The 19,692-nt window shown below is 67.8% G+C and carries 16 protein-coding genes; 8 read left to right on the top strand and 8 right to left on the bottom strand.

Going from position 1 to position 19,692, the window contains the following annotated elements; genetic code table 11:
- Positions 1-87: 87 nt before the first annotated feature.
- Positions 88-2,076 carry an aconitase family protein gene (locus tag K6V06_RS09240; protein WP_222242424.1) on the bottom strand — a complete coding sequence of 663 codons (1,989 nt, stop codon included), beginning with the start codon at positions 2,074-2,076 and terminating at the stop codon, positions 88-90.
- Positions 2,077-2,273: 197 nt separating this feature from the next.
- Between K6V06_RS09240 and K6V06_RS09235 the strand changes: the two genes are divergently transcribed.
- Positions 2,274-3,179, top strand: coding sequence for a LysR family transcriptional regulator (locus tag K6V06_RS09235; protein WP_222242422.1), 906 nt, complete (start codon positions 2,274-2,276; stop codon positions 3,177-3,179).
- A 112-nt stretch (positions 3,180-3,291) separates the two neighbouring features.
- On the top strand, positions 3,292-4,287 hold the full coding sequence (locus tag K6V06_RS09230; protein ID WP_255581723.1) for a tripartite tricarboxylate transporter substrate binding protein: 996 nt from the start codon (positions 3,292-3,294) through the stop codon (positions 4,285-4,287).
- Between the two features lie 43 nt (positions 4,288-4,330).
- On the opposite strand, the gene K6V06_RS09225 is transcribed toward K6V06_RS09230, so the two are convergent.
- Positions 4,331-5,278: a LysR substrate-binding domain-containing protein gene (locus tag K6V06_RS09225; RefSeq protein WP_222242420.1), complete on the bottom strand. Its 948-nt coding sequence runs from the start codon at positions 5,276-5,278 to the stop codon at positions 4,331-4,333.
- Between the two features lie 125 nt (positions 5,279-5,403).
- Here K6V06_RS09225 and K6V06_RS09220 point away from each other — a divergent pair, with 125 nt between their 5' ends.
- Entirely contained in the window at positions 5,404-8,979 is a 3,576-nt protein-coding gene (locus K6V06_RS09220; protein WP_370637425.1) for an indolepyruvate ferredoxin oxidoreductase family protein, read from the top strand.
- Positions 8,980-9,024: 45 nt separating this feature from the next.
- On the opposite strand, the gene K6V06_RS09215 is transcribed toward K6V06_RS09220, so the two are convergent.
- Positions 9,025-10,185 (bottom strand): mechanosensitive ion channel family protein, encoded by a 1,161-nt coding sequence (locus K6V06_RS09215; protein WP_222242418.1) that lies wholly within the window; start codon positions 10,183-10,185, stop codon positions 9,025-9,027.
- Between the two features lie 173 nt (positions 10,186-10,358).
- Entirely contained in the window at positions 10,359-11,252 is an 894-nt protein-coding gene (locus K6V06_RS09210) for an AraC family transcriptional regulator (protein ID WP_222242416.1), read from the bottom strand.
- Between the two features lie 141 nt (positions 11,253-11,393).
- Here K6V06_RS09210 and K6V06_RS09205 point away from each other — a divergent pair, with 141 nt between their 5' ends.
- Positions 11,394-12,149: an SDR family NAD(P)-dependent oxidoreductase gene (locus K6V06_RS09205; RefSeq protein ID WP_222242414.1), complete on the top strand. Its 756-nt coding sequence runs from the start codon at positions 11,394-11,396 to the stop codon at positions 12,147-12,149.
- A gap of 66 nt (positions 12,150-12,215) precedes the next feature.
- On the opposite strand, the gene K6V06_RS09200 is transcribed toward K6V06_RS09205, so the two are convergent.
- Genes K6V06_RS09200 through K6V06_RS09190 form a run of 3 tightly spaced genes read right to left on the bottom strand, consistent with a single transcriptional unit; the run spans position 12,216 to position 14,538 of the window.
- Positions 12,216-13,517, bottom strand: coding sequence for a sensor histidine kinase (locus K6V06_RS09200; RefSeq protein WP_255581730.1), 1,302 nt, complete (start codon positions 13,515-13,517; stop codon positions 12,216-12,218).
- A 26-nt stretch (positions 13,518-13,543) separates the two neighbouring features.
- Entirely contained in the window at positions 13,544-14,209 is a 666-nt protein-coding gene (locus K6V06_RS09195; protein ID WP_222242410.1) for a response regulator transcription factor, read from the bottom strand.
- 5 nt (positions 14,210-14,214) lie between these two features.
- Positions 14,215-14,538 (bottom strand): PepSY domain-containing protein, encoded by a 324-nt coding sequence (locus tag K6V06_RS09190; protein ID WP_255581722.1) that lies wholly within the window; start codon positions 14,536-14,538, stop codon positions 14,215-14,217.
- 68 nt (positions 14,539-14,606) lie between these two features.
- On the opposite strand from K6V06_RS09190, the gene K6V06_RS09185 reads away from it, so the two are divergent.
- Together K6V06_RS09185 and K6V06_RS09180 are read left to right on the top strand one after the other, a co-directional pair.
- Positions 14,607-14,810, top strand: a complete 204-nt coding sequence (locus tag K6V06_RS09185) for a hypothetical protein (protein ID WP_222242408.1) — start codon at positions 14,607-14,609, stop codon at positions 14,808-14,810.
- A 157-nt stretch (positions 14,811-14,967) separates the two neighbouring features.
- On the top strand, positions 14,968-16,284 hold the full coding sequence (locus tag K6V06_RS09180; RefSeq protein WP_222242406.1) for an MFS transporter: 1,317 nt from the start codon (positions 14,968-14,970) through the stop codon (positions 16,282-16,284).
- Here the strand turns inward: K6V06_RS09180 and K6V06_RS09175 are convergent.
- Entirely contained in the window at positions 16,281-17,198 is a 918-nt protein-coding gene (locus K6V06_RS09175) for a LysR family transcriptional regulator (protein ID WP_222242404.1), read from the bottom strand. The genes K6V06_RS09180 and K6V06_RS09175 overlap by 4 nt on opposite strands.
- Before the next feature lie 153 nt (positions 17,199-17,351).
- Here K6V06_RS09175 and K6V06_RS09170 point away from each other — a divergent pair, with 153 nt between their 5' ends.
- Positions 17,352-18,566, top strand: coding sequence for a CaiB/BaiF CoA-transferase family protein (locus K6V06_RS09170; RefSeq protein WP_222242402.1), 1,215 nt, complete (start codon positions 17,352-17,354; stop codon positions 18,564-18,566).
- 37 nt (positions 18,567-18,603) lie between these two features.
- Positions 18,604-19,605 (top strand): tripartite tricarboxylate transporter substrate binding protein, encoded by a 1,002-nt coding sequence (locus K6V06_RS09165; RefSeq protein ID WP_222242400.1) that lies wholly within the window; start codon positions 18,604-18,606, stop codon positions 19,603-19,605.
- Positions 19,606-19,692: the final 87 nt, after the last annotated feature.

The following is a 19,692-nucleotide window of genomic DNA, read 5'->3' as shown; positions in this document are numbered from 1 at the left end:
CGCCGGCTTGCTCGCCTCTCCCGCTCCCGGGGAGAAGGGCCGGGGGAGAGGGCGGAGCGCCCCTGGCGCCCCCACGGGTACCCCAACCTACCTGCCCTGCACCACCTCCGCCCGCAATTCCTCGAACGACACCAGCCGCCCCGCGATCGCACTCGCCGCTACGGTAGGCGGGCTGGCAAGCCATACCTCCCCCGGCCCCGAGCGCCCGGGGAAATTCCGGTTGATCGAGCTGACGGTCACCTGGTCCGCCTGCACCGAGGAACCCGGCCCGCAATTGGCGCAGGCGCCGCAAGAGGGCTGCAGGATGCGTGCGCCCACCGCCTCGAAGGCGGCCATATACCCCTTGCGGATGCAGTAGTCGCGGACCGCCGTGGTGCCGAACTGAAGATAGAGCGTGACGCCGTCGCTGACGCTCAGCCCCCTGTCCGCGGCCCAGCGCAGCACTTCGTGATAGTGGTCGAAGTCCTCGCGCTTGCCGGCCGTGCAGGATCCGCCGTAGGCGATGTCGATGCGCGTGCGTTCCGCCAGTTCCGCCATCGCCACGCCGTTGCCCGGATCGCCCGGCCGCGCGACGCGTGGCGTCAGCGCGCCGCAGGCGACCTCGATCTCGCCGGCATACTGCGCGCCGTCATCGCTGCGCATCCATGGCTCCAGCTCGAAGTCCACGCCGCGCCGCTCCTTCAGGAAGCGAACGGTTTCCGCATCGGGCGCCACGATCCCGGTAAAGCCGCCCAGCTCCGCGCACATATTGGTCAGCGTGGCGCGCTCGTCGATCGACAGCGAGGCGATCACCGGTCCGGTGAATTCGAACACCTTTCCCACGCCGGCGCCGGCGCGGATCTGGGGCAGGGCCAGCAGATGGAGCACGATGTCCTTGGCAGTGACGCCAGCTTGCAGCGCCCCATGCAGCCGCACCCGAAGCGATTCGGGCATGGTCATCCGCACTGCCCCGGTGACGAAGGCGTTGGCCATGTCGGTGGTGCCCACGCCGAACGCGACGCAGCCCAGGGCGCCGCTGTGCGGGGTATGCGAGTCGGTGCCCACCACGATCTGTCCTGGCAGGGCGTAGTGCTCCGCCATCATGGCGTGCGAGATGCCGGCCACGTTGGTGCCGTCGTCCGCGCGCGCTTCGTCTTCGGTCAGGGTGCGATGCAGGCGCAGGCCGTAATCCTCGACGAAGCGCCGCTGCGCCTGCACCATCGCCATCACGTTGGGTACCAGTCCCCCGCGCAGATGCGCCGGACTTTCGCCCACATACGAGGTGTGGTCCTCGAAGACGACGATGCGGTTCGGGTCGCGCAACGCCAGCGGCTTGCCGAAGGCGGCATGCAGCATATGCGCGCACATGCCGGTGTAGTACTCGTGAATGAAGCGCCAGTCGGCCCGCACGAAGATGCCGTCGCCTGCCGTCGGTTGGGACGGCGTCACGGCTGTGGCGAGCACATGCCGCGCGACGATCTTCTCGAACAGCGTCATGGGCCGACCGGCCCCGGGCGCTGCCGGCCCACCTGGCGCCGGCGCGCCGACGTCTCGCAGATGCGCCTGCCCGAACCGCAGCAGGCCGCCCGCGCGCAGGATCGCGGCGGCAAGCGCGTCGCGTCCGGCGACCAGTTCGTCGACCGAAAGCGGCTCCCCGCCCTGCAGGCGCGCGAGCAGACCGAAATCGGTGGAGGTGAACAGGCCGATGTTGTCCGCATTCTGCCGGTAGATCCGCTCGAAGCTCTTCGCCACGACCAGCCGGATGCCGGCCAGCTTCTCGGCGGCAGGGCTGTGCTCGCGAGAGGAGCCCTTGCCATAGCGGTTGCCCGCCACGGTCGCGACGAAACCGCCCTGGCGGACGGCATCGGCCCCGATCGGCAGGGTGTTCTCCACCTTCAGCCCGGTATAGGGATACCGGCCCAGTTTGTCGTCGTAGTGCGTGAGGATCGGGACCGGCGTGATCTCGTCGGTGGACACGTCGTCGCGCAGCGGCCCCGCATCCTCCAGCGTCAGCGCTTCGCCGCGCATCTGCCGCTCGAGTTGCTGTGCGGACTGCGTCAGAAAAAGAACCCGCCCTGAGGGCGTGATGGCATCCATGACTGTCGACCCCTTCTGTTTGCGCCATCGACTTTACGCAAACCAGGCGCGGCTGCCCAAGCGCCGATCCGGCATGGCGGTTATCTGGCGCCGACATATCGGGGTTTACCCGGCGCTGCGGCGGTCGGGGATTGTCGGGGCGAGCGGGGCAGGGGAGACTGCCTCCCCTTGACTCACTCCGACCCCCCGCGGTTGCCATGCCACGCATCGATCCCGTCAGCATCCAATTGTTCCTGGCCGCCGCCCGCGAAGGGTCGATCAAGCGCGCGGCCGAAGCGGAACACATCGCGCAATCGGCGTTGAGCCGCCGGATCGCGGAACTGGAACGCACACTCGGCGTGGCCCTGCTGGTCCGCTCGCCGTCCGGGGTGGTGCTGACCGAGGCCGGCATCCGCGCGCAGGAGTTCGGCAAGAAGCTGAACGCCGATATCGCCGCGTTTGCCCGCGAGGTACGGGATCTGGGCGATCAGGTGTCAGGAACGGTGCGCCTGTCGGCTAGTCCGTCGGCCATCGTGGGCTTCCTGCCGGAGCGGCTGCACGCCTTTCACAGGCGCTATCCGCGTGTCGAGGTGGCGTTGCTGGAGCGCTCGACGGCCGACACCATCCGCGCCTGCCTGGACGATCGCGCCGATCTCGGCGTGGGCGTCGCCCGCCCGGCATCGCCGGGATTGCAGACCTGGCCGTTCGCCTCGGACCCGCTCAATGTGGTGGTCCCTACCGGCCATCCGCTGGCGCGGCGCAGGAAGCTGCGCTATGCCGAAGTCCTCGCCTATCCGCTGGTGGTGGTGCAACCCGGCGGCGCGCTCGACCAGGACCTGCGCGAACAGGCGGCCAACCTGCGGCTGCCCATCCATCATGGGGTGACGGTATCCAGCTTCGAGGCCGGATGCCGGATGGTCGAAGCCGGCCTCGGCATCGCCGTGCTGCCAACCAGTGCCAGCGCGGCCTACGCCGGGACCCGGCGGTTCGTTCGCATTCCGTTGGACGAGCCCTGGCGCGACCGGCAGTTGCTGGTCTACGCCCCGTACAAGCTGCCGCGCCTGCGCGCCGTCAGCGCCATCATCGGGGCGCTGGCCGCATCCGGCGACGCTATGCCGGAATGAGATAGCCGGTGTCAAACATCAGCATTCACGTCACCAGGGCAGCCGCGACTAGACTTTGCCTCGGGATGCTCCAAGCAAGCGCCCCGCCTCATACAAGACTGGAGACAACGCGATGTTCTTCTCGTGGCCGGCGCGCACCGCACGGATGCGCCTTATTCTCTGTTCCACCGTCCTGTCCACGGCGCTGGGCGTGGCGCCTGCGGCGGCACAGCCCGGCGACGGCAAGGCGGTCCGCATGATCGTGCCGACCCAGCCCGGATCGCAGGCCGACGCGGTGGCCCGGGTCCTCAGTCAGTCGCTCGGCAAGAACCTCGGGCAGTCGGTGGTCGTCGAGAATATCGCCGGCGCCGGTGGCATCCCGGGCACGCAGCAGATCGTCCGTGGCGCCAGGGATGGATCGACCCTCGGCCTGATCTCCTCGAACCACGTCATCAACCCTTTCGTCTACAAATCGATTCCGTTCGACTCGATCAAGGACATCACCCCGATCACGATTGTCGGGACCTTGCCGCTCGTCCTCGTGGTGAACCCGGCGGTGCCCGCGTCGAATACCGCCGAACTGGTCGCGCTGCTCAAGGCCAGCCCCGGCGAGTTCAACTACGGCTCGTCCGGGAACGGCACGGTGCTGCATCTGGCCGCCCAGCTGTTTGCCAGCGAAGCGCGGGTCAAGCCCCGCCACGTGCCCTACAAGGGCGCCGGCAACTATACGACCGACCTGCTCAGCGGTCAGGTACAGATGGGGTTCCTGACCGTGCCGGCCGTCCTGCCGCTGCTCAAGGCCGGCAAGCTGAAGGCGATCGCGGTCTCCACCCAGCAGCGGGTGCCGACGCTGCCCGATATCCCCACGCTGGCCGAGTCCGGCCTGCCCAGGTACAGCTTCGACGCCTGGCTGGCCGTCGTCGGGCCGGCCGGCATGGAGCCGGCGCTGGTGTCGGATCTGTACTCGCGCATCAGGACGACGCTGCAGGAGCGGGACATCCAGGAGAAGCTGGGCGCGCAAGGCCTGGTGATCATGGCAAGTACGCCGGAAGAGGCAGGGCCCTTCCTCCGGCGCGAGCTCGACAAGCACGGCCGCATCGTCCAGCAGGCGGGCGCGACATTGAACTGACCGCAGCCGTCACCGTGTCCGGGCGGCCCAGTGGCTGCCCCCGCTAGCGCGTGCCGCAGGCGTAGACGAGGAAGTCGCACAGCGCCTGCGCCGCGCGGCCCGGTTCGGCATCGCGCCGCCACAGCAGTCCGACCTCCATATCCGGTATTGCGGCGGCCAGCGGCCGCGCCTCGATCGCCTTTCCCTCCAGCGACCACGGACGGAACACCATGTCCGACAGCACGGTAATGCCGAAGCCGTGTGCCACCAGCCCGCGCAGCGCCTCCACCGACGCGGTGCGAAAGGCGACGTCGGGCCGCAGGCGTGCCGAGCGCCAGTAGCGCAACGTCGATTCCTCGCCTTCGTCCACCGTCAACAGGATGTACGGCCAGGCGGCAATGTCCCGCAGGGAAGGAGCTTCGCTGCCGACCAGCAGCGGATGCCCCGGCGGCGCCCACAGCTGGCGCCGCGACCGGATCAGGGAGCGACGGGCAAAGCGCTGCGGCCGTTCGACATTGGACAGCAGCACGATGCCGAAATCGAGTTCGCCATCGAGCACCGCCGTTTCAATGTCCTTGCGGTGCATGTCGAGCAGGTCCAGCTCGACCTCCGGGTATTGATGGCGAAAGCGCGCCAGCAGGCCCGGCAGGAGATAGCCGAGCACCGTGTACGACGCGGCAAAGCGCACGCTGCCCTCGATGCGGTCCAGCCGCTGGCGCGGCTCCCGCACCGCATCCTCGACCGATTCCAGGATCCGCGTCACATGCTGGTACAGCTGGTTGCCTTCCGCGGTCAGCGCGACGCCGTGTGGCAGCCGGTCGAACAGCCGCACGCCGAGCAGCGCCTCCAGCGACAGCACCGCATTGGTGATGGCCGACTGCGACACATGCTCCTCCGTCGCCGCCATCGAGAACTGCCCGGTCGCCGCCGCCGCGCGGAAATAGCGCATCTGGCGAAGGGTGATTTCCTTGGCCAGCGACTGCCGTGGTGCGCCCACTTGTTCCTTGCCCATCACCTCTCCTCGCGCTATTCGAACAACGAATACCAGATGTCGGAATTGGTGATTTTACGATACGAGCCGCCCTTCCTAGACTGGCCCGCAACGATGGAAAAGACCGACCCACAGGAGACACGCAAGTGAACAGCCCACTGTCCGCCGAGCAAAAGCGGGAACTGGAAACGACGCTGGCCACGGTTGGCCTGGACGACAAGTACACCCTGCCGCGCGGGCGGGTCTACCTGAGCGGCACCCAGGCGCTGGTCAGGCTGCCGCTACTGCAGAAGGCGCGCGATGCGGCTGCTGGCCTGAACACCGCCGGCTACATCTCCGGCTATCGCGGCTCGCCGCTGGGCGGACTGGATCTCGCGCTGTGGAAAGCGAAGGCGCATCTGGCGGACAGCGACGTGGTGTTCCAGCCCGGCATCAACGAGGACCTGGCCGCGACGGCGGTGTGGGGCACCCAGCAGGTCAACCTGTTCCCCGGCGCGACGCGGGACGGCGTCTTCTCCATGTGGTACGGCAAGGGCCCCGGCGTGGACCGCTCGATGGACGTGCTCAAGCACGCCAATTCGGCAGGGTCGTCCCGCCACGGCGGCGTGCTGGTGCTGGCTGGCGACGACCATGCCGCCAAGTCGTCTTCGGTGGCGCACCAGTCCGAGCACGTGCTGCTGTCGGCCGGCATTCCGGTGCTGTACCCGGCGAACGTGCAGGAATATCTGGACTACGGCCTGCACGGCTGGGCGATGAGCCGGTATTCGGGCCTGTGGGTGGCGATGAAGTGCGTGACGGACGTGGTGGAATCGACGGCGTCCGTGGAGATCGATCCGGACCGGGTGCAACCGATCTTGCCGGACGACTTCGACATGCCGGCGGACGGGCTGAACATCCGCTGGCCCGATCCGCCGCTGGCGCAGGAAGCCCGGCTGCTCGACCACAAGTGGTACGCCGCGCTGGCTTACGTGCGGGCCAACAAGCTCAATCGGGTGGTGATCGACTCCCCCAATGCGCGCTTTGGCATCATGACCGCCGGCAAGGCCTATCTCGACGTGCGCCAGGCGCTGACCGACCTCGGCCTGGACGAGCAGGCGTGCCGCGACATCGGCATCCGTGTCCTCAAGGTCGGCTGCGTCTGGCCGCTCGACGCGCAGGACGCGCGCGACTTCGCCACCGGCCTGGAGGAGATCCTGGTGGTCGAGGAGAAGCGCCAGATCCTCGAATATGCGCTGAAGGAGGAGCTGTACAACTGGCGCGACGATGTGCGCCCGCGCGTGTACGGCAAGTTCGACGAGCGCGGCAACCAGGGCGGCGAGTGGTCGGTGCCCCGCGGCGAGTGGCTGCTGCCCGCGCACTACGAACTGTCGCCGGCGCTGATCGCCAAGGCGATCGCCCGCCGGCTCGACAAGGCGCCATTGCCCCAGGAGGTGCGGCAGCGCATCGCCGCGCGCGTGGCGCTGATCGAGGAGAAGGAGCGTGAAGCGGCCCGACCGCGGCTGTCGGTCGAGCGCAAGCCCTGGTTCTGCTCCGGCTGCCCGCACAACACCTCGACCCGGGTACCGGAGGGCTCGCGCGCGCTGGCGGGCATCGGCTGCCACTACATGGCGATGTGGATGGACCGCAGGACCGACACCTTCAGCCAGATGGGCGGGGAAGGGGTGGCCTGGACCGGCCAGATGCACTTCACCGCCGAGAAACACGTGTTCGTCAACCTGGGCGACGGCACCTATTTCCATTCCGGCCTGCTCGCCATCCGCGCCGCTGTCGCGGCGCGTGCCAACGTCACCTACAAGGTCCTGTTCAACGACGCCGTGGCGATGACGGGGGGGCAGCCGGTCGACGGGGTGCTCACCGTCCCGCAGATCGCTCACCAGACACGGGCCGAGGGCGTGCGGGAGATCGTCATCGTCACCGACGAGCCGGAGAAATACCAGGACCGCCAGGCGCTTCCCGCCGGCGTGACGGTACACCATCGGGACGCGCTCGATGCCGTGCAGCTGCGCCTGCGCGATGTGGAAGGCGTGACGATCCTGATCTACGACCAGACCTGTGCCACCGAGAAGCGCCGCCGCCGCAAGCGCGGCACCTATCCGGACCCGGCACGGCGTGCCTTCATCAACGAGGCCGTCTGCGAGGGCTGCGGCGACTGCTCCGTCAAGTCGAACTGTCTGTCCGTCGAGCCGCTGGAGACGCCGCTCGGCACCAAGCGCGCGATCAACCAGTCCTCCTGCAACAAGGATTTCTCCTGCGTCAACGGCTTCTGCCCGAGCTTCGTCACCGCCGAAGGCGCCCAGCCGCGCAAACCCCGCGTGACGGGCTCGGGTCCGGACATGGCTGCGATCCCGCCGCCGCGGTTGCCCGCACTCGAGCGTCCCTATGGCGTGCTGGTGACGGGCGTCGGCGGCACGGGTGTCGTCACCATCGGCGGGTTGCTCGGCATGGCGGCGCATCTGGAAGGCAAGGGCGTGACCGTGCTGGACATGACCGGGCTCGCCCAGAAGGGCGGGGCGGTGCTCAGCCATGTGCAGATCGCCGCCACGCCGGCACAGCTGCACGCCACCCGCATCGCCACCGGCGAGGCACGCCTGCTGATCGGCTGCGATGCGATCGTCTCCGCCTCGGCGGACGCGCTGACCCGCGTCAGGCATGGCATCACGGCAGCGGCGGTCAACAGCGCCAATACGCCGACGGCGGATTTCATCGCCAACCGCAAGTGGACCTTCCCGGGCGCTTCGGCCGAGCACGACGTGCGCAACGCGATTGGCGATGCCTGCAGCTTCCTCGACGCCAACCAATGGGCGGTGCGCACGCTGGGCGACACGCTCTATGCCAACCCATTGCTGCTGGGCTTCGCCTGGCAGAAGGGATGGCTGCCGCTGTCGCTGCCCAGCCTGCAACGGGCGATCGAACTGAATGGCGTGGCGGTGGAAAAGAACCTGGCCGCCTTCGCCTGGGGCCGTGCGCTCGCGCATCTCGGCGAGGACGCGCTGCGGGCCAGCCTGGACCGGACGCAGCGCTCCCCGGCTGCCGCACCCGTGACCGCATTGCCGGAAACCCTCGACGCGCTGGTGCGCCACCGCGAGGCGATGCTGACCGCTTACCAGAACGCGGCCTACGCTGCCCGCTACCGCGAGGCAGTGGAGCGCATCCGGACCATCGAGCAACGCTTGCGGCCCGCTGCTTCGTTGCTGCTGACCGAAGCCGTCGCCCGCAACCTGGCCAAGCTGATGGCCTACAAGGACGAGTACGAGGTGGCGCGGCTGCACGCCGATCCCGCGTTCCTGGCGCGTCTGCGCGAGCAGTTCGACGGAGAGCCGGGACGCGACTACCAGCTGCACTTCTGGCTTGCGCCGCCGTTGCTCGCCCGGCGCAACGAGAAGGGAGAGCTCGTGAAGCGGGCATACGGCCCGCGCACCATGGTGGCCTTCCGCTGGCTGGCCAGGCTCAAGGGGCTGCGTGGAACCCGTCTCGACCCGTTCGGCTGGACGACCGAGCGAAGGCAGGAGCGCCAGCTGATCGAGGAGTATCTGTCGCTGCTGGACGAGTTCGTTCGGACTCTGACGGCCGACAAGCTCGATGTCGCGCTCCAGCTCGCCACGCTGCCCGACGACATCCGCGGCTTCGGCCACGTCAAGGAGGCGGCGATGCAGCGCGCGGCGTTGCGGCGGGCGGAACTGCTGGCCGCCTATCGGCTCGATGCCCTCGCTGCCGCCGCGTGAACGACGCGGGTGCCCCGACGCGTCGGGGCGCCCGTGCAGTGCGGTCTAGCGTCCCGCCGACAGCTCGGGCTCGCCGCGCGCGGCGGTCTCCACCAGTACGCGACGCGGCTCGCTCCGCTCGTTGGCGGTGTTGCCCGCCTCGTCCTCGTCCGTCCCGTCCCGCACCAGCTGCACCGTGCGCACCGGCACGCCGAACTCGACGCCCATTTCCTGCAGCCCAGTCAACAGGCTCAGGTTGATGAATTGCTGCACATCCATGTACTGGTTGTAATCCGCTGACGTCACGTAATACACGACCTCGAATTCCAGCGCGCTCTCTCCGAATCCCTTGAAATGGGCCCGGTCGAAGCGAGTATTGCCGGCTTCCTCGACCGCCGCGCGCACGATATCCGGAATCCGGCGCAGCATCTGCGGCGGCGTCTGGTAGGTGACGCGGAAATTGAACTGGATGCGGCGTTCCGCCATTCGCTTGTAATTGTGAATGGTGGTCTTCAGCAACTCCGTATTGCTGCAAACGATCTGCTCGCCGCTGAGCGCGCGCAACCGGGTGGTCTTCAGGCCGATACGCTCGACCGAGCCGGCGATATCGCCGAAGACGATGAAGTCGCCGTTCTCGAACGGCTTGTCCAGCCCGATCGCCAGCGAGGCGAACAGATCGCTGAGGATGTTCTGCACCGCCAGCGCCACCGCCACACCCCCGACGCCCAGACTCGCGACGAAGGCGGTGATGTTCACCCCCATGTTGGCCAGCACCGCCAGCAACAGCACCGACCAGAGCATGACCCGCATCGCCCAGGCCATCACCGTGGTAAAGACGGGGTTATGCGCGGTGATGCCATCGCCCGTCAGCCGGTCCTGCGTCCATAGCGTGACGGCATGGTTGATCCAGATGGCGATCTGGAAGCCGATCAGCAGGAACCAGACGTGCTCGATCCGGTTCGCCCATTTGGGCGGCAAGCCGAGGAAGTCCACCGCAATCAGCACGGCCGCGATCAGCAGCACGGTTTGCGAGGTATTGCGCAGCATCGCCGCCAGCCGATCGATGATCACCGGTTTCGTGTTCGCCGCCAGCCGGTCCAACCGGGCGCTGGCGAAGCGCAGCAGCGTGACCAATACCAGATAGCTGACCACGCCTGCAATGACCGCATACAGCCAGTCGAGGGCGGAAATACCGAGAAAGAGATTGAAATTATGCCACTCCTTCATGCTGTTCCTCCGGGTTTTCCACGACAAAGGCCGGTGGCTTGCAGGATTGGTGCCAGCAGAGGAAGCAGTACAGCCGCCGGTTTTCTCCCCTAGCCCGCTTGCGGGAGAGGGGCCGGGGGAGAGGGCCCGGCGATTGCGTGTTCGTATCGCCTGCAGCCCGACGATTGACAGCGCTAAGCCGAAGCCCGCATCCGCTCGCCAGCTGCCTTCATATCCCGAGCCGGCGGCAGTCCGAACGTCCGCGCATATTCCCGCGTGAATTGCGGAACACTCTCATAGCCGACCGAGAAGGCGGCATTGGCAATGCTGGCTCCCTCGTCAAGCATCCGGCGTCTTGCCTCGATCAGCCGCATCCGCTTTTGAAACTGCAGCGGCGTCAGCGAGGTCACCGCGCGAAAGTGCTCGTGGAATGCCGACTGGCTCATGCCGGCCGCTGCGGCCAGGCGCTGGACGGGCAGCGGCTCGGCGTAATGCGCGCGGATCATCGCGACGGCGCGCGCGATGCGCTGGCCGCGGCTGCTGGCAACACCCAGTTCACGGATCGCGCCGCCATGCGTCCCGGTCATCAGCCAGTAGTGCATCTCGCGCACCAGTTGCTGCTGCAGCACGGGCAACGCCCCTGGCCGTTCCAGCAGACGCATCAGGCGCAGCGCGGCCTCGGCGACATCCGCCGCCGTCGATTGCACCGAAACCGGTCCGCGGCCGCCGCTTTCCAGCGCGCCCATTTCCACCGACAACTGCGCGATGAGCTGGCGGTCCAGGTCCAGCACCAGCGAGAAGTAGGGCGCGGTCACCGTTGCCTGCGTGATCTGGCTGGCGGTGGGCACATCCGCCGCAATCAGCAACGACTCGCCGGCGCCGAAGTCGAAGGTGCGGCTGCCCATCGTCACGCGCTTGGCCCCTTGCAGCACCAGCGCGACGAGGGGGCTGGAAATGGCGTACTGCAAGTGGCTGGGGGCCGTGGCGGACAGCACCGTCAGACCGGCAATCGGCGTGCGCGCGACGCCGTGACGATCGGCGTGGGCCACGGCGTAGCGGCGGACGGCATCGAGCAGGGCGGAGGTCATGGCCGCAGAGTAAATGGCCGGCAAGGCGGGGTCAAATCGATCTGGAGGAATAGGCAAGACTGCCGGAGAGGCAGGCAACCGCAGGCGAGCTTCGGGAACGATAGTGACAGCACATCAACGCTGAACGAAAGGAGCCCTCTGATGACCACGATCTCCCTCATTACCGGTGGCAGCCGCGGCCTGGGCCGCAATACCGCACAGAGCATTGCCCGCAAGGGCGGCGACATCATTCTGACCTGGCGCAGCGGCGAAGCGCAGGCCAACGCCGTGGTCGAGGAAATCCGCCAGCTGGGCCGCCGCGCCGTGGCGCTGCCACTGGACGTGGCCGACACCGCGGCCTTTCCCGCCTTCGCGGCGCACCTGCAGGAGGCGCTGCGCATCCATTGGAACCGGGAGGACTTCGACCACCTGGTCAACAACGCCGGCCACGGCGACATGGCGGCGCTGGGCGACACCACCGAAGCGCAGTTCGACCAATTGTTCGACGTCCATGTCAAAGGCGTGTTCTTCCTCACCCAGGCGCTGCTGCCGCTGCTGCGCGATGGCGGGCGCATCGTCAACTTCTCCAGCGGGCTGACCCGCGTTTCCTGTCCGGGATTTGCCGCCTATGCCGCCGCCAAGGGCGCCGTCGAGGTGTTGAGCGTCTACATGGCGCGGGAACTGGCCGGCCGGGGCATCGCGGTCAATACGGTCGCGCCCGGCGCCATCGAGACCGACTTCCTCGGCGGCGCGGTGCGCGACACCCCGGACTACAACCGTGCCTTTGCGCAGATGACAGCGATGGGGCGCGTCGGCGTGCCGGACGATATCGGACCCATGGTCGCCAGTCTGCTGGCGCCCGAGAACCGCTGGGTCACCGCGCAGCGAATCGAAGTGTCCGGCGGGCAGTCGATCTAGCGGGGGCATCCGGGCGAGGGCGGGCGTGACCGGCCCGCCCACGCACTCGTCATTGAACGGCCACGCTCATGCCTGCGCGGAGGCAAACCGCAGCGTCGCCGACAACCCGCCCCAGCTCGACCGCCCCAGCACCAGTTCGCCGCCGGCCATCTCGCAGATGTCGCGCACGATGGCCAGGCCAAGGCCGCTGCCCGCCGCCGATTCGTCGAGCCGTGCGAACGGGGCGACGGCGGCCGCCATCGCCTCTTCGTTCATGCCCGGCCCGTCGTCATCGATGCGGATGAGCAACCCGCCTTCGGGCTGCAACAGATGGATCGCAATGCGGCCGCGGGTCCAGTACCACGCGTTGTCCAGCAGATTGCCGAGGATCTCGATCAGATCCTGCCGGTCGCCGTTGAAGTCCGCTTCGCCCTGGACCGTCACTTCCACTGGCCTGTCGGCGTGCAACCGGGCAAGCGCGCGCACCAGCGCCTCGACCGCCGGCCGCACCGGCACTGCGGCGGTGCCGCTTGCGATGGCGCCGGCAGCACGAGCGCGGGCCAGGTGGCGGTCCACCTGGCGGCGCATCGCTTCGACCTGCGCCGCGATTTCCTGTGAAGCGGGACCGTGCAGCCTGGCGGCGCTGTTCGCAAGAATGGCCAGCGGCGTCTTGACCGCGTGGGCCAGGTCGGCCGCCTGCCGGCGCGAGCGGTCCAGCGTCTCTCGGTTGCGCCGCATCAGCGAGTTGATTTCGTCCGCCAGCGGTAGCACCTCGCGAGGCCATTGCCCGGACAGCTGGGGGTTCTCGCTGGTATGCAACCGTGCCACGGCGCGCCGCAGCGCGACCAGCGGTGCCAGGCCGAAGCGCACCTGCGCCCAGACCGCGCCGAGCAGCCCGGCACCGAGTACGCCGAGCGAGATCCACAGCAGATGGCGGAACGACCGTTTGGCCAGGCGCAGTTCGCGGCGATCCGAAGCGACGTAGATATCCACGGCACCGTCCTTGCCGGCGAGCTGGAAGCGGCGGGTGCGGACAAGCAGCGACTGCCCCTGCGGACCGCTACGCACGTCCGCTTCACCGTCGGCGATCTCGCGTTCGATCGCCATTGGAAAGTCCTGATCCCACAGCGAGCGGGAGCGCAGGGTCTGGCCCGCGGTGGAGGCCTGCCAGTAGGCGCCCGAATAGGGCCGCTCGAAGCGAGGATCGGAAGGCATCCGCATGAGCACCAGCTCGCCGCGTGGGTTCCACTCCAGTGCCGCCGCCAGGCTCGTCAGCGCGCGGTCCAGTTCGGCCACATGGGTGCGGTCGACATGCCGGCCGAACAGCGTGTCGAGCATCGACCCGGTGGCCCAGATGGCGCCGCCAATCCAGAGCGCCGAGATGGTCATCAAGCGCCATGCAATGGATCGCCGCATCATGCCTCGCGCGAGCGCATCCGATAGCCCAGCCCCCGCACGGTGTCGATCGCATCGGCACCCAGCTTGCGCCGTAATCGGCCGACGAATACTTCGATGGTATTGCTGTCCCGGTCGAAGTCCTGCGCGTACAGGTGTTCCGTCAAGGTGGACTTGCTGACGATGGTGTCCTGGTGGTGCATCAGGTAGCTGAGCAGGCGGAATTCGTGGCCGGTCAGCGTCACCGGGGTGCCGCCGACGGTCACCTGTCCGGTGGCCGGCACCAACTGCACCGGTCCGCAGCGCAGCGTGGCAACGGCGTGGCCGCTGGCGCGCCGGATCAGCGCGCGCACGCGCGCGAGCAGCTCCTCCATGCGAAAGGGCTTGGTGAGGTAGTCGTCCGCGCCGGCGTCGATGCCGTCCACCTTCTCCATCCAGCTGTCGCGGGCGGTCAGGATCAGCACCGGCATGTTGCGGCCCGCCTGACGCCATCGCCGCAGCACCGACAGGCCATCGAGCCGGGGCAGGCCCAGGTCCAGCACCACGGCGTCATAGGGATTCACCGCGCCAAGATGTTCTCCCTCGACGCCGTCGGGCGCGCGATCGACCGCATAGCCGGCCTGGCCCAGGGAGCTGGCCAGCTGGTCCGCCAGCACAGGTTCATCTTCAACCACGAGCACGCGCATGGGATTCAGCGTTTCCGGGCCGACTCCAGCCCACGCCCCTTCGACTTGAGCAGGGTGGCATTGCGGGCGTCGTATTCCAGCTTCGCCACGCTTTCGGTGGGCAGCAGCAGCTTGATCTCGTACTTCCAGATGCCGTCGTCGCGTTCCAGTTCGACATCGATGACATCGCCCTCGTACTGGCTGGCGACCGTCTGCAGGATGCGCGTGAGCGGCAGGATCTCGCCCGAGCGCAGCGCGGCCCGGGCCATGTCCGCATCGGCATCGGCGCGGGCGGGAGCGATCGGGTAGCAGGTCATCATCGCGAAGAACAGGGCAAGCAGGCGAGTCATCGGCAGGTGCACGGCGGCAGAAGGGGGTATGCCGGCATGCTGCGGCAAGAAAGCTGAACGGAGCCTGAATGACACGCTCAGCCGCCGTTCAGGAAAGCGGCGGCACCATGGCGGAACTTGTCGAGGCCCATCCCATGCCATTGCACTCCTTGTCTTCCGCGCGCGCCTTGCGCGATATTGCCGCCGACAGCGCCGCCCTCGTGCTGCTGGCCTTGAGCCTGCTGTGGCCGGCGCTGCCGTTCCTCTACTGCGCCGCCTCCGCCGCCGGTTGAACCGGCTGGCAGCGACGACGCCGGCGCGGCTGCGTGCCGATTCTTCTCCAGCAAACTTTCAATCGACTTTCGGCGCCCTCCGGCCGCGGCGTGCCCCGATGGCGCAGTCTGCGCTACGCTATCGCCTTTTCCAGTCAGCTCCAGGCAGCTCGAACATATGGCGACTTCACCGATTTCCCTCGAACAGGGCATCCAGACGGCGGGAGTAGGGAAATTCCAGTATCGGCTGTTCGCCATCTTCGGACTGGTGTGGATGGCCGATGCAATGCAGGTGCTGTCGATCGGCTTCAGCGCCCCGTCCATCGCCTCGACCTTCGGCGTGACGGTGCCCCAGGCGCTGCAGACCGGCACGGTCTTCTTCATCGGCATGCTGATCGGCGCGGCGCTGCTTGGCCGCATGGCGGACCGAATCGGCCGCCGTCCCGTGCTGCTGCTGGCCGTGCTGGTCGATGCCGCCTGCGGGGTCGCGTCGGCGTTTGCGCCGGACCTGACCTGGCTGCTGGTGCTGCGCTTCCTGACCGGCATCGGCGTGGGCGGCACGCTGCCGGTGGACTACACCATGATGGCCGAATTCCTGCCGAGCGACCGGCGCGGCCGCTGGCTGGTGATGCTCGAATCGTTCTGGGCGCTGGGCACCATCTGTCTGGCGCTGCTGGCCCTTGCGGCCGCCTCCTGGGGTGACGATGCCTGGCGCGTGATCTTCTTCGTCACCGGTATCCCGGCGCTGATCGGCGTGGTATTGCGGCTCCATATCCCCGAGTCGCCGATGTTCCTCAGCCGCAGCGGCCGGGCGGAAGACGCCCGCAGGGTACTGGAGCGGGTCGCGCGCGCGAACGGAAATCGGGCCGAAATCCCCTCGCTGCAGGCCGAGGCCGCGGAGAAGAAGTCCGTCTTCGCGCTGTTCTCCAGCACGTTCCGCCGCCGCAGCATGGCGCTGCTCGCCGCATGGGCGTTGATCTCCATCGCCTATTACGGCGTGTTCGTCTACCTGCCGATCCGGCTGAGCAGCGAGGGCTTCGCCTTCATGCGGGGGCAGGTGTTCCTGGTGATCCTCGCGCTGGTGCAGCTGCCCGGCTTCGCGCTGGCCGCCTACGGCGTGGAGCGCTGGGGCCGCAAGCCGACGCTGATCGGCTTCCTGCTGCTGAGCGCGGTCGGTTGCATGCTCTACAGCCTGGGCACGTCGTCGACCGTGGTGGTGGGCTCCACCCTGCTGATGAGCTTTGCGCTGCTGGGTACCTGGGGCGCGCTGTATGCCTTCACGCCCGAGGTCTATCCCACCGACCTGCGCGCGACCGGCATGGGCACCGCCGGCGCGGTGGCCCGATTCGGCGGCCTTTTCGCCCCCGCCATCATCGCCCCGGTGATGAGCACGCATTTCACCGTTGCGCTGGCGATGATCTCCACCATGCTGGTGGTCGGCGCCATCGCCATCGGCGCGGTCAACGTGGAGTCGCGCAACCGCGCCCTGGACTAAGGCGTTCCCCGGGTCTTGAGCGGACCTTGTGATGCCTTGTCGCGCAGGAAGGCGATCAGCGTGGTGACGGCGCGGGTCTGGTAGCGCGCCGGCATGTACAGCAGATACATGGTGGTGCGCAGGAACGCGAGATCCTGCGCCGGCAGCGGCAAGCGCAGCAGCGTGCCTGCTGCGAGATCGCCGGCGACCATATAGCCGGGCACCAGGCCGACGCCCAGCCCCTGCAGGATGGCATCGCGCAGGAAGAAGAAATTGGCCGACATCAGGCGCGGCCGGATCGGCGTGCGGCCGCCAGCCCTTCCAGAGCGGCCGGCCACGTGCAGCTTCTGGCCCGTCAATTCCGAGGTAATCAGCGGCAGTTCCCGCAGCGCCTCCAGCGTGCCCGGCATGCCGTGCTCCCGGACCAGTCGCGGCGTCGCGCAGGCGACATACTCGACATCGCCGAGCGTGCAGGCGACCGCGTTGGTCGGCATCTCGCCCATCACCCGGATCGAAAAGTCCACCGCGCCCTTGACCAGGTCCTCGATATCGTTGTCGAAGATCACGTTCAGCGTGATGGCCGGGTACATCGTCATGAATTCGATGAACCACGCCGACATCGTGTGCTGGCCGAACCCGCTTGGCACGCTCAGGCGCACCGTGCCGCTCAGCCGCTTGCCAAGGCTTTGCACCGATTCCTGCGCCGCCATCAATTCCTGCCGGATCGCGCGCCCATGCTCGACCAGCTGCCAGCCAAGCTCCGTCGGCTCCAGCTGGCGGGTGCTGCGGCGGAGCAATTCGGCGCCGAGCTGGCGCTCCAGCTGGTTCAGGCGCTTGCTGACATTGGCGCGGCTCATGCCCAGCTGCTGCGCCGCCCGGCTCAGATTGCCCGCCTCGACGATGTCCACCAGCAACGACAAGCCGTTCAGATCCATGGTCCCTCTGCAGTGATTGTCAACTCCCGGTCAACATATATGTCGGATATCGGTTGCAATTGTCAAACATAAAGAACATATAGACAATCTCGGCTATCGGAAGCAAACCGGACCAGGAGCCGGCACCGGTCTGCAAGCACGGAGACATTCACCATGAACCAAGAGAACACCGCCGCGGCGCTGCCCCTGGCCGGCGTGCGCGTGCTGGATCTGTCGCGCGTGCTGGCCGGTCCGATGTGCGCCATGGCGCTGGCCGATCTGGGCGCCGACGTCATCAAGGTCGAGCATCCGGCCCGCGGAGACGATACCCGCGACTGGGGCATCCGCATCGGCACCCGCAACACCTCCTACTTCAACAGCGCCAACCGCAACAAGCGCGCGATCACGCTGGACCTGCAAAGCGAAGAGGGCGCCAGGATCGCCCGCGAACTCGCCGCGAAGAGCGACGTGGTGATCCAGAACTTCAAGGTTGGCGGCGCGGAGAAGCTTGGCCTGGGGTACGAGCAACTGAGCGCGCTCAACCCGAAGCTGGTCTACTGCTCGATCTCCGGCTACTCGCGCGCCACCGCCGAGGCCAAGCGTCCCGGCTACGACCTGGTGGTGCAGGGAGAATCCGGCGTGATGGCAACCAACGGCGACGCCGGCCAGGGGCCTCTCAAGTTCGGGGTGGCGGCAGTCGACATGTTCACCGGCATGTACTCGGCACAGGCCATCCTGGCCGCGCTGTTCGCCCGCCAGTCGACCGGCCGCGGCCGCCATGTACAGATGGCCCTCTACGATTGCGGCCTGATGATTACTTCGTACTACGGCATGGAAGCGCTGCTGCAAGGCGACGATCCGCCCAAGTACGGCAACGCCCATCCGTCCATCGTGCCCTACGGCGTGTTCGACGCCGCCGACGGCCCGCTGGTGGTCACGGTGGGCAACAACGGCCAGTTCCAGCGCTTCTGCCGCGAGGTGATCGGCCGGCCGGAGTGGGCCGACGACGAGCGCTTTGCCACCAACACCGCGCGCTCGGCCAACCGCGAGATCCTGCTGCCCCAGTTGCGCGAGGCGCTGCGCGGCTTCACCCGCGCGCAATTGCTCGAACGGTTGACCGCCGCGCAGATTCCCTGCGGCGAAGTGCTCGGCCTGTTCGAAGCGCTGACGTCCGAGCGGACGGCCGCGGCCGGCCTGCTGCACCGCTTCGAGGACAGCGAGGCCGGCACGCAGGCGGTGCTGGCGCCGCCGTACGCGATGGACGGCCAGCGCATGCCGGTACGGATGCCGCCGCCGCATCTGGGCGAGCACACGCAGACGGTGCTCAAGGAACTGCTTGGCCTTGACGACAAGGCTGTATCGGATCTGCGCGCGAACGGCGTAATCTGACCCAACGAATTTTCGATTTACCCAGGAGACAAGAGACATGACCGAGGTGCAACGCAGCCGCCGCCAGCTGATCAAGGCGGGCGCCGCCGCTTCCCTGATGGCGATGCTGCCGTCGATGGCAATCGCGCAGGGCGCATGGCCCGACCGCATCATCAAGATGGTGGTGGCCTTCCCGGCCGGCGGCCCCACCGACACGGCGGCGCGCATCGTCGCCCAGAAGCTGTCCGAGCGCCTTGGCCAGCAGGTCATCATCGAGAACAAGCCCGGCGCCTCGGGCTCGATCGGCACGGCCAGCTTCATCAAGAGCCCGGCGGACGGCTACAACCTGTCGATGTTCGGCATGCCGGCGCTGCTGGCGCCTCTGATGTACAGCAACAACGCGTACGACGTGAAGAAGGATTTCCTGTCGGTGGCGACGGTGTACAACCTGCCGATGGCCATCGTCATCAACCCGGCGGTCGTGCCGGGCGTCGACAACCTGCAGGACCTGATCCGCTTCGCCAAGGCGAGCAAGACGCCGCTGAACTACACCAGCTCGGGTACCGGCAGCTTCGGCCATCTGGCGATGGAGCAGCTGAAGGATCTGGGCGGCTTCGACATGATGCACGTGCCGTATCGCGGCAGCGCGCCGGCGGTGGCCGACCTGCTGGGCGGCCAGGTAGGCATCATGTTCGCCGACGTCGTGGCCGCGCTGCCCCATATCCGCGCCGGCAAGCTGAAGGCGATCGCGCTGAGCTCCCCCAACGCCACGGTGATGCTGCCGGGCGTGAAGACCGTGTCGGAACAGGGCTTCAAGAACTTCGACTTCGACTCGTGGGGCGGCCTGATCGCGCCGCTGAAGACGCCGCAGGAAATCGTGGACCGCATCGCCCGGGAAACGCGCCACATCATCACCAACGACAAGGACCTGCAGCAGAAGCTGGTCGGTGCGGGCGCGATTGCCGCATTCCAGGATGGCAAGCAGATGCAGGCGCGGCTGAACAAGGACTACGACCGCTGGAGCGCGATCGTCAAGGCGAAGGGCATCAGCGCCAATTGATGCGGGCGGCGAGCGTTCGGGCTCGCGCGCATCCTGCCGCCGTTGCCCTCTCTCCCGGCCCCTCTCCCGCTCGCGGCAGAGGGGAGC

Source organism: Cupriavidus sp. AU9028, assembly GCF_019795295.1.
Lineage (GTDB): Bacteria > Pseudomonadota > Gammaproteobacteria > Burkholderiales > Burkholderiaceae > Cupriavidus.
Note: the sequence above shows the minus strand (reverse complement) of the source record. Positions and strands in the feature narration are given on the sequence as shown.